This window comes from Pseudomonas sp. GL93 (assembly GCF_003408955.1).
In the GTDB taxonomy this organism is placed as follows: Bacteria; Pseudomonadota; Gammaproteobacteria; order Pseudomonadales; family Pseudomonadaceae; genus Aquipseudomonas; species Aquipseudomonas paracarnis.
This window is the reverse complement of sequence record NZ_NKRF01000114.1, coordinates 38,238-47,540: the sequence shown is the minus strand read 5'-3', so window position 1 is coordinate 47,540 and position 9,303 is coordinate 38,238. Positions and strand designations below refer to the sequence as shown.

The 9,303-nt window shown below is 59.3% G+C and carries 9 protein-coding genes and 2 pseudogenes; 8 read left to right on the top strand and 3 right to left on the bottom strand.

Annotated elements, in window-relative coordinates; translation table 11 throughout:
• From CER19_RS24525 to CER19_RS24520, 3 genes and pseudogenes are all read right to left on the bottom strand, one after another.
• Positions 1-150 (bottom strand): annotated as a pseudogene (locus CER19_RS24525) (ribonucleotide-diphosphate reductase subunit beta); the annotation flags it as partial.
• 249 nt (positions 151-399) lie between these two features.
• Positions 400-681 (bottom strand): hypothetical protein, encoded by a 282-nt coding sequence (locus CER19_RS28670; protein ID WP_133298361.1) that lies wholly within the window; start codon positions 679-681, stop codon positions 400-402.
• A gap of 24 nt (positions 682-705) precedes the next feature.
• Positions 706-975, bottom strand: coding sequence for a DUF2790 domain-containing protein (locus CER19_RS24520; protein ID WP_116668297.1), 270 nt, complete (start codon positions 973-975; stop codon positions 706-708).
• 397 nt (positions 976-1,372) lie between these two features.
• Between CER19_RS24520 and acs the strand changes: the two genes are divergently transcribed.
• The 8 genes and pseudogenes from acs (at position 1,373) to argR (ending at position 9,295) form a co-directional block, all read left to right on the top strand.
• Positions 1,373-3,328 (top strand): acetate--CoA ligase, encoded by a 1,956-nt coding sequence (gene acs / locus CER19_RS24515; RefSeq protein ID WP_005790645.1) that lies wholly within the window; start codon positions 1,373-1,375, stop codon positions 3,326-3,328.
• Positions 3,329-3,928: 600 nt separating this feature from the next.
• The gene (locus CER19_RS24510; protein WP_047711612.1) at positions 3,929-4,714 is read left to right on the top strand and encodes an ABC transporter substrate-binding protein; all 786 of its coding nucleotides are present in this window, start codon (positions 3,929-3,931) and stop codon (positions 4,712-4,714) included.
• Between the two features lie 91 nt (positions 4,715-4,805).
• Complete coding sequence (locus CER19_RS24505) at positions 4,806-5,495, top strand: ABC transporter permease (protein ID WP_003193627.1); 690 nt, start codon at positions 4,806-4,808, stop codon at positions 5,493-5,495.
• Entirely contained in the window at positions 5,492-6,190 is a 699-nt protein-coding gene (locus CER19_RS24500; protein WP_003193625.1) for an ABC transporter permease, read from the top strand. The genes CER19_RS24505 and CER19_RS24500 overlap by 4 nt, the downstream gene beginning before the upstream one ends.
• Before the next feature lies 1 nt (position 6,191).
• Positions 6,192-7,304 carry a succinylglutamate desuccinylase/aspartoacylase family protein gene (locus CER19_RS24495; RefSeq protein WP_116668296.1) on the top strand — a complete coding sequence of 371 codons (1,113 nt, stop codon included), beginning with the start codon at positions 6,192-6,194 and terminating at the stop codon, positions 7,302-7,304.
• 27 nt (positions 7,305-7,331) lie between these two features.
• Positions 7,332-8,096 (top strand): ABC transporter ATP-binding protein, encoded by a 765-nt coding sequence (locus tag CER19_RS24490; RefSeq protein WP_003193620.1) that lies wholly within the window; start codon positions 7,332-7,334, stop codon positions 8,094-8,096.
• A gap of 34 nt (positions 8,097-8,130) precedes the next feature.
• Positions 8,131-8,217: pseudogene (locus tag CER19_RS29230) on the top strand (outer membrane lipoprotein carrier protein LolA); the annotation flags it as partial.
• 97 nt (positions 8,218-8,314) lie between these two features.
• Complete coding sequence (gene argR, locus CER19_RS24480; RefSeq protein ID WP_034119442.1) at positions 8,315-9,295, top strand: transcriptional regulator ArgR; 981 nt, start codon at positions 8,315-8,317, stop codon at positions 9,293-9,295.
• Positions 9,296-9,303: the final 8 nt, after the last annotated feature.

The following is a 9,303-nucleotide window of genomic DNA, read 5'->3' as shown; positions in this document are numbered from 1 at the left end:
GTTGGCAGTGACGGCGCGGGCTTCCACGGCGGCAGCGGCGCCGGCACCGTCGAGGCGGTCCATGTTGGCTTCGGTGGCGTGGCCGGCGTTGGCGCCTTTAGCGGCTACTTCGCCTTCTTCTTCTTTGTCGAATTCGTCCCAGCTCAGCATGACGTGTCGTCTCCTGCGTGAGGGCTCAAAGGTGCCCGTGTGAAACCGGATGGTTGGGTGTTCACACGACCCTAGGGCCGCGGTGGATCTTAAGGAATCGTTTGTTGCAACAGCTCGCGCAGGCAAATAAACGGAATCAGGTTACGGGTGCTGCATGAGGCTTGAGGGGCGCAGCGATGCGTGCTTGCTGCAGCGCAGGCTCAAGGTCTGGCTCTTTATCCCTGTGTAAAGGGATATTGCAGGCCCGATTTACCCGCGCATTATAGGGAAAAATTCAGGTTTGTGTTGCGGCGGATGGTCACTTGGGAGCGCCAAAATGACGTGGTTTTCGGCCAAAGCGAGTGTTTGCAAGGCTTTGCTGGGCGTGGGGATTTTTGACGGGCGGGGGATGTTTTTTTTGGGGCTGGGGAAGAGGACGTAGGAAGAGTGATCGTGGCCGTAATCGCCATCGCAGGCAAGCCAGCTTCCACAGTTGATGTGTGGTGTATTCAATGGCGGGTTCTTGGCCGCAAGAACGATTTCTTGCGGCAATTAAGAATCCAACTTCAGAAGTTGTTAGCCGTTAGAGCAACCATTGCCCATCACTTGATAGTTAAGAATATGCCGCTGGCCTTGCGAATCTTCATATTCCATCTTCACCGGTACAACTTCGCAGACTTCTGGAATGCTGCTCATGGACAAGACTTTGGCCACATCCAAGTGCGTGCTATAGGTGTAGTCCTCGACAATCGGGGCGTTCTGGCCGGCCAGTTCAGTCGGGGCTTCGTCAGCCAGGACGGCGGTGGCGCACAAGCTGCTCAGGGCCATCACTAATAACGCTTTCATTTCTTCATTACCTTCTTCAGGGCGAAAGGGGGCACGGGGCCCTTGTGAGGCCGCGTGTGTCACTTAAAAGTTGGGAAGTTCGGATTAACGGTGCCTTCGTGGGGGCTGTTGCGTTGTTAATCTCGGTGCCTTGTTGGCGGAGTTGATTCTAGGCTTGCGCGTTATATTCATATACCCGTGCTTTTGATAAACACTTTTGGCGGTTTTTGTAACAATCCCTCGATTAAGATTTTTTCAGAAACCTTCCAGGCTCCGCAGCACGCGGGCCAGAGCGGCGAAACGGCATAGCAGGGCAATTTGTAGGGTCTTGTTACTACCATCGTCGAATGGTTCTATAGGCCCACCCCGGCTACAACAGGGGCCATACAACAACAACTATGTCACCGAGGTAAGAAAGATGAGTGCGGCTTCCCTGTACCCCGTTCGCCCCGAAGTAGCAGCCAACACGCTCACCGACGAGGCGACCTACAAGGCCATGTACCAGCAGTCGGTGGTCAACCCCGACGGCTTCTGGCGCGAGCAAGCCAAGCGCCTTGACTGGGTCAAGCCTTTCACCGCGGTCAAGCAGACCTCTTTCGACGACCACCATGTCGACATCAAATGGTTCGCCGATGGCACCCTGAACGTTTCCTACAATTGCCTGGACCGTCACCTCGCCGAGCGTGGCGACCAGATTGCAATCATCTGGGAGGGCGATGACCCTGCCGAGAGCCGCAACATCACCTACCGCGAGCTGCATGAAGAAGTCTGCAAGTTCGCCAACGCCCTGCGTGGCCAGGATGTGCACCGCGGCGACGTGGTGACTATCTATATGCCGATGATCCCCGAAGCCGTGGTCGCCATGCTGGCCTGTACCCGCATCGGCGCGATCCATTCGGTGGTGTTTGGCGGTTTTTCCCCGGAAGCCCTGGCCGGTCGCATCATCGACTGTAAGTCGAAAGTGGTGATTACCGCTGACGAAGGCATCCGCGCCGGTAAGAAGATTCCGCTGAAGGCTAACGTTGACGACGCGCTGACCAATCCGGAAACCAGCAGCATCCAGAAGGTGATCGTGTGCAAGCGCACCAATGGCGCGATCAAGTGGAACCAGCATCGCGACATCTGGTACGAAGACTTGATGAAAGTGGCGGGTACCGTCTGCGCGCCAAAAGAGATGGGCGCCGAAGAAGCGCTGTTCATCCTCTATACCTCCGGCTCCACCGGCAAGCCTAAAGGCGTGCAGCACACCACCGGTGGCTACTTGCTCTACGCCGCCCTGACCCATGAGCGCGTCTTCGACTATCGCCCGGGCGAAATCTACTGGTGCACCGCCGACGTTGGCTGGGTCACCGGCCACACCTACATCGTCTACGGCCCGCTGGCCAATGGCGCGACCACGCTGCTGTTCGAAGGCGTGCCGAACTACCCGGACATCACCCGGGTGGCGAAGATCGTCGACAAACACAAGGTCAACATCCTCTACACCGCACCGACCGCGATCCGCGCCATGATGGCTTCCGGCACCGCCGCCTGCGAAGGCGCCGATGGCAGCAGCCTGCGCCTGCTCGGTTCGGTGGGCGAGCCGATCAACCCGGAAGCCTGGGACTGGTACTACAAGAACGTCGGCCAATCCCGTTGCCCGATCGTCGACACCTGGTGGCAAACCGAAACCGGCGCCACGCTGATGAGCCCGCTGCCAGGCGCCCACGCGCTCAAGCCGGGTTCGGCCGCACGGCCGTTCTTCGGTGTGGTGCCGGCGCTGGTGGACAACCTGGGCAACATTATCGAAGGCGCCGCCGAAGGCAACCTGGTGATTCTCGATTCCTGGCCAGGCCAGGCGCGTACCCTGTACGGCGACCATGACCGTTTTGTCGACACCTACTTCAAGACCTTCCGCGGCATGTACTTCACCGGTGACGGCGCGCGTCGCGATGAGGACGGTTATTGGTGGATCACTGGCCGTGTGGATGACGTGTTGAACGTGTCCGGCCACCGCATGGGCACCGCCGAGATCGAGAGCGCCATGGTTGCTCACCCCAAAGTCGCCGAGGCGGCGGTGGTGGGCGTGCCCCACGACATCAAGGGGCAGGGCATCTATGTGTACGTCACCCTGAAGAATGGTGAAGAGCCCAATGAAGCGCTGCGCCTGGAACTGAAGAACTGGGTGCGCAAGGAAATCGGCCCGATTGCCTCGCCGGATGTGATCCAGTGGGCGCCTGGGTTGCCGAAAACACGCTCGGGGAAAATCATGCGCCGCATCCTGCGCAAGATCGCTACCGCTGAATACGATGGGCTGGGGGATATCTCCACGCTGGCAGATCCAAGCGTGGTGGCGCATTTGATTGAAACGCACAAGACCATGAACGTCGCGTAAGCGGGGTAGGTGGGACAGAGCCCCATTCGGTGCAAGCCGGGTGGGGCTTTTTTGTGAGGCTCAGGAGCTCCCACAGTTCATATCGCATTTCACAAGGGTGTGTTGGAGCGGTCTGACAGAGCTGCATCACAACCAGCCCAATAAATATCGGTTTCCACGGTAGGACGTTTCTGAATGTTACCGGCAGGTGCAAATGTGTAACCCCTCGCCCAAACATGAGGCAATGGACCACGCCGACGCCCCGAAAAACCGCGTTTTAGACACCCCAGGAAATTAGATTAAACGCTAGACTTGCCGTGCTAGAAGGGTTTGCGAATAATAGGCCCGCAATTTGCAGCATCATCAGGTTTAATATCTTTTGTCTCTGCATAAAACTCAGAGGCTGTCAATGTGCTGGAACCGCTTTCTCAGTGCTTCTGTAAATTGTTGTCGCATTGAGGAAATATCGGCTTCCGGCCTGTCGTTAGAATGCCGATCACTCGCTCGTCGTCGCAGGTGTCGCCCGCGCAGGACGCAGCACCGCTATTCGGTTACACCTTCGCCGCATCGTGGGCCATGGCTCATACTGCTGTTTTTGCCCTATACCGATGGAGTCCCAAGATGAAGAAACTCGTGCTGTTGGGCGCCCTGGCGCTGTCCGTGCTGTCCATGCAGGCTTTCGCCGAAGGCAAGCCGCTGAAAATTGGTATCGAAGCGGCTTACCCTCCGTTTGCCTCGAAGGCGCCGGATGGCAGCATCGTCGGTTTTGACTACGACATCGGCAATGCGCTGTGCAAGCAGATGGACGTCAAGTGCACTTGGGTCGAGCAGGAATTCGATGGTCTGATCCCGGCACTCAAAGTGCGTAAGATCGACGCGATCCTGTCGTCCATGTCCATCACTGACGACCGCAAGAAATCCGTGGACTTCACCACCCGCTACTACCTGTCCCCAGCGCGCCTGGTGATGAAGGAAGGCACCACCGTCAGCGACGGCCTGGATGAGCTCAAAGGCAAGACGATCGGTGTGCAGCGCGGTTCGATCCACGACCGTTTCGCCCGTGAAGTCCTGGCGCCAAAAGGTGCGAATATCAAGGGCTACAGCACCCAGAACGAAATCTACCTGGATGTGGCCGCCGGTCGTCTCGACGGTACCGTGGCTGATGCCACCCTGCTGCAAGACGGTTTCCTGAAAACCGACGCCGGCAAAGGCTACGCGTTTGTAGGCCCATCCTTCACCGAAGCCAAATACTTCGGCGACGGTATCGGCATCGCAGTGCGCAAAGGCGACAAAGAAAACCTTGAGCGCATCAATGCGGCCATCGCTGCAATCCGTGCCAACGGCGAATACAAGAAAATCCAGGACAAGTACTTCGACTTCGATATTTACGGCGCTGACGCCAAGTAACTCATCGCAGCTGTCTGTCCGAAATGGCGCAAGCAACAGTCATCCTGAAGTTTGCGCCATTTTTTCATCCCCCTTTTCGAGGACCTGAATCATGTTGAAAGGCTACGGGGCCGTCATCCTCGATGGCGCATGGTTGACGCTTCAGCTCGCCTTGTCGTCCATGGCCTTGGCCATTGTTCTGGGTCTGATCGGGGTCGCGCTACGCCTGTCGCCGGTACGCTGGCTGGCTTGGCTGGGCGACCTGTACTCCACGGTGATCCGCGGGATCCCCGACCTGGTGCTGATCCTGCTGATTTTCTACGGCGGTCAGGACTTGCTAAACCGCGTCGCGCCGTTGCTGGGCTTTGACGACTATATCGACTTGAACCCCCTGGCCGCCGGTATCGGCACCCTGGGTTTCATCTTTGGCGCTTACCTCTCGGAAACCTTCCGTGGCGCCTTCATGGCCATTCCCAAGGGGCAGGCTGAAGCCGGCCTGGCGTATGGCATGAGCAGTTTTCAGGTGTTTTTCCGGGTGATGGTGCCGCAGATGATTCGGCTGGCGATCCCTGGTTTTACCAACAACTGGCTGGTATTGACCAAGGCCACCGCGCTGATTTCGGTGGTGGGTCTGCAAGACATGATGTTCAAGGCCAAGCAGGCGGCAGACGCCACCCGCGAGCCTTTTACCTTCTTCCTCGCAGTGGCGGCGATGTACCTGGTGATCACCAGCGTGTCGTTGCTGGCCTTGCGTTACCTTGAGAAGCGCTACTCGGTAGGCGTAAGGGCGGCTGATCTATGATCTTCGACTACAACGTCATCTGGGAGGCCATGCCGCTGTACCTTGGCGGCTTGCTGACCACCCTGAAACTGCTCGCTATCTCGCTGTTTTTCGGCCTGCTCGCGGCCTTGCCCCTGGGCTTGATGCGCGTGTCCAAGCAGCCGATCGTCAATGGCGTGGCTTGGCTTTACACCTACGTGATCCGCGGCACGCCGATGCTGGTGCAGCTGTTTTTGATCTACTACGGCCTGGCGCAGTTCGAAGTGGTCCGCGAAAGCTTCCTGTGGCCGCTGCTGTCCAGCGCGACGTTCTGTGCGTGCCTGGCGTTTGCGATCAACACCAGCGCCTACACCGCCGAAATTATCGCCGGCAGCCTCAAGGCCACGCCTAACGGTGAGATCGAAGCGGCCAAGGCCATGGGCATGTCGCGCTACAAACTGTACCGCCGCATCCTGTTGCCGTCGGCCCTGCGCCGTGCGCTGCCGCAGTACAGCAACGAAGTGATCATGATGCTGCAGACCACCAGCCTGGCGTCCATCGTCACCTTGATCGACATCACCGGTGCCGCGCGCACGGTGAACGCCCAGTATTACCTGCCGTTCGAAGCCTACATCACCGCCGGCGTGTTCTACCTGTGCCTGACCTTCATCCTGGTGCGCCTGTTCAAGTTGGCCGAGCGCCGCTGGCTGAGCTACCTGGCTCCACGGAAGCACTGATATGGAACGTATCGATCATCTGTTGCCCTGGGGGCACCTGGGCTGCGAACGCCAACTGAGCGTGTTCCGTTTCGGCAAGGGCGAGCGCAAGGCCTATATCCAGGCCAGCCTGCACGCCGATGAGTTGCCTGGCATGCGTGCCGCGTGGGAGCTGAAAAAGCGCCTCACCGAGTTGGAGCAGCAGGGCGCCCTTAACGGCGTGATTGAGTTGGTGCCCGTGGCCAACCCGATGGGCCTCGGCCAGTTGTTGCAAGGCAGCCACCAGGGTCGTTTCGAGGTGGGCAGCGGCAAGAATTTCAACCGTGACTTTGTCGAGTTGAGCGAGCCGGTTGCGGCTTTGCTCGATGGCAAGCTCGGCGATGATCCCCACGCCAATGTGCGCATGATCCGCCAGGCCATGAGCGATACGCTCAACGCCTTGCCCGAGCCGAGCAGCCAGTTGCAAGGCATGCAGCGCATCCTGCTGAGCCACGCCTGCACGGCCGATGTGGTGCTCGACCTGCATTGCGACGCCGAAGCCGCGCTGCACATGTACGCGCTGCCCCAGCACTGGCCGCAGTGGCGGTCGCTGTCGGCGCATTTGAATGTAAAGGTCGGCCTGCTCGCGGAAGATTCCGGCGGCAGTTCATTTGACGAGGCGTGCTCGTTGCCGTGGCTGCGTTTGTCGCGCCTGTTCCCCGAGGCGCAGATCCCCCTGGCCTGTCTGGCGACGACGTTGGAGTTGGGCGGCCAGGCCGACACCGGCCGTGATGAAGCCATCTTCCACGCCGAAGGCATCCTTGCGTTCCTCGCCGAACAAGGCTTGATCAAGGGCGGGTGGCCCGCGCCGCAACACCAACCTTGCGAAGGCGTGCCTTTCGAGGGCACCGAACTGCTGTTCGCGCCCCATGCCGGGGTGATCAGTTACCTGCGTAAAGCGGGCGACTGGGTAGAAACCGGCGACGAGATTTTTGAAGTGATTGACCCCCTGACCGATCGCGTAAGCACTATTTGCGCGGGCACCTCGGGGGTGTTGTTTGCCGTTGAACGGCTACGTTATGCCCAAGCGGGTTTCTGGCTGGCCAAGGTGGCGGGGCGCGAAGCGCTGCGCTGCGGGCGCTTGCTCAACGACTGACCACCTGTTTTTGTGAGAACCGACCGCATGTACAAGCTTGAAGTCCAAGACCTGCATAAACGCTATGGCAGTCATGAAGTGCTCAAAGGCGTGTCCCTGGCCGCCGCAGCCGGCGATGTGATCAGCATCATCGGCTCCAGTGGTTCGGGCAAAAGTACCTTTTTGCGCTGCATCAACCTGCTCGAGCAACCCCACGCCGGCAAGATTCTGCTCAATAACGAAGAGCTCAAACTGGTCGCCAACAAAGACGGCGCCATGAAGGCCGCCGACCCCAAGCAGTTGCAGCGCATGCGTTCGCGCCTGTCCATGGTGTTCCAGCATTTCAACCTGTGGTCGCACATGACCGCGCTTGAAAACGTGATGGAAGCTCCAGTGCACGTGCTGGGCGTATCGAAGAAAGAAGCCCGTGAAAAGGCCGAGCACTACCTGGCCAAGGTCGGCGTGGGCCATCGTAAGGATGCGTTCCCGGGCCATATGTCCGGCGGTGAGCAGCAGCGCGTAGCGATCGCTCGCGCCTTGGCGATGGAGCCAGAGGTGATGCTGTTTGACGAACCGACCTCAGCGCTCGACCCGGAGCTGGTAGGCGAAGTACTCAAGGTGATGCAGGACCTAGCCCAGGAAGGCCGCACCATGGTGGTGGTGACTCACGAAATGGGCTTTGCTCGTGAAGTGTCGAACCAGTTGGTGTTCTTGCACAAAGGCGTGGTTGAAGAGCGTGGCAACCCACGGGAAGTGCTGGTTAACCCGCAGTCCGAGCGACTTCAGCAGTTCTTGTCCGGTAGCTTGAAATAATCAAGGCTGCCACCCATCCCCTGTAGGAGCGAGCTTGCTCGCGAAGATCGTCAACGATAACGCGGGAAGCCTGACACCCCGTGGCGTTCTCAGGTTTTTCGCGAGCAAGCTCGCTCCTACAGGAGAGCAGGTCTTCATTGTTTTTGAGATTTGTGTTGGTTTCCGGGCTAGCATTGGCCCTTGTCTTCATTACCGTTACTCGCTTCGGATAGCACTCCATGACCGCCCACAAAATTGGTTTCCTGATTTGGCCCAGCACTAAAGCACTCACGCTTGCGCTGGCTGAGGAGGCCTTGCGCGTTGCCCAGCGGGTGCATCCGGACGTGGTCTACGAGCTGTCATTTTTGCTCGCCGAGCCGGCAACCCCAGGCGCTTGGCAACTGCCCGGCGAGCCGTGGGCCGGCAAGCTCGAAGGTTTCCAGAAGCTGTTCCTGCTGGCGGATGAGCCGCCCACTGCGATCGCTTCCCAGCTCAGTACCGCCCTTAAGCAGCTTGTCCGTGCAGGGTGTGTGATCGGCGGTTTGTCTGCCGGTGTGTACCCGCTGGCCCAGCTTGGCCTGTTGGATGGCTACCGCGCCGCCGTGCATTGGCGCTGGCAGGATGATTTCGCCGAACGCTTCCCCAAGGTCATCGCCACCAGCCATCTGTTTGACTGGGACCGTGATCGCCTGACCGCCTGCGGTGGCATGTCGGTACTCGACCTGCTGCTGGCGGTGCTGGCCCGTGACCACGGTGCCGAGCTGGCCGGTGCGGTGTCCGAAGAACTGGTGGTGGAGCGCATCCGCGAAGGCGGCGAGCGCCAGCGTATCCCGCTGCAAAACCGCCTGGGTTCCAGCCACCCGAAGCTGACTCAGGCGGTTTTGTTGATGGAGGCCAATATCGAAGAGCCGCTGACCACCGACGAAATCGCCCAGCACGTGTGCGTTTCACGACGACAACTTGAACGCATCTTCAAGCAATACCTCAACCGCGTCCCCAGCCAGTATTACCTGGAACTGCGCCTGAACAAGGCGCGCCAGATGTTGATGCAAACCAGCAAGTCGATCATCCAGATCGGCCTGTCGTGCGGCTTCTCCTCGGGGCCGCACTTCTCCAGCGCCTACCGCAATTTCTTCGGCGCCACGCCCCGTGAAGATCGCAACCAGCGGCGCAGCAGTAGCCCGTTCGAATTGTCGTCGGTGCCGTCCGAGCGCGGTTGAGTGGGCTG

Bases quoted from the DNA above. Each gene is read 5' to 3' on its own strand.
- CER19_RS24520 (WP_116668297.1), bottom strand. From the start codon at position 975: ATGAAAGCGTTATTAGTGATGGCCCTGAGCAGCTTGTGCGCCACCGCC.
- acs (WP_005790645.1), top strand. From the start codon at position 1,373: ATGAGTGCGGCTTCCCTGTACCCCGTTCGCCCCGAAGTAGCAGCCAAC.
- CER19_RS24510 (WP_047711612.1), top strand. From the start codon at position 3,929: ATGAAGAAACTCGTGCTGTTGGGCGCCCTGGCGCTGTCCGTGCTGTCC.
- CER19_RS24505 (WP_003193627.1), top strand. From the start codon at position 4,806: ATGTTGAAAGGCTACGGGGCCGTCATCCTCGATGGCGCATGGTTGACG.
- CER19_RS24500 (WP_003193625.1), top strand. From the start codon at position 5,492: ATGATCTTCGACTACAACGTCATCTGGGAGGCCATGCCGCTGTACCTT.
- CER19_RS24495 (WP_116668296.1), top strand. From the start codon at position 6,192: ATGGAACGTATCGATCATCTGTTGCCCTGGGGGCACCTGGGCTGCGAA.
- CER19_RS24490 (WP_003193620.1), top strand. From the start codon at position 7,332: ATGTACAAGCTTGAAGTCCAAGACCTGCATAAACGCTATGGCAGTCAT.
- argR (WP_034119442.1), top strand. From the start codon at position 8,315: ATGACCGCCCACAAAATTGGTTTCCTGATTTGGCCCAGCACTAAAGCA.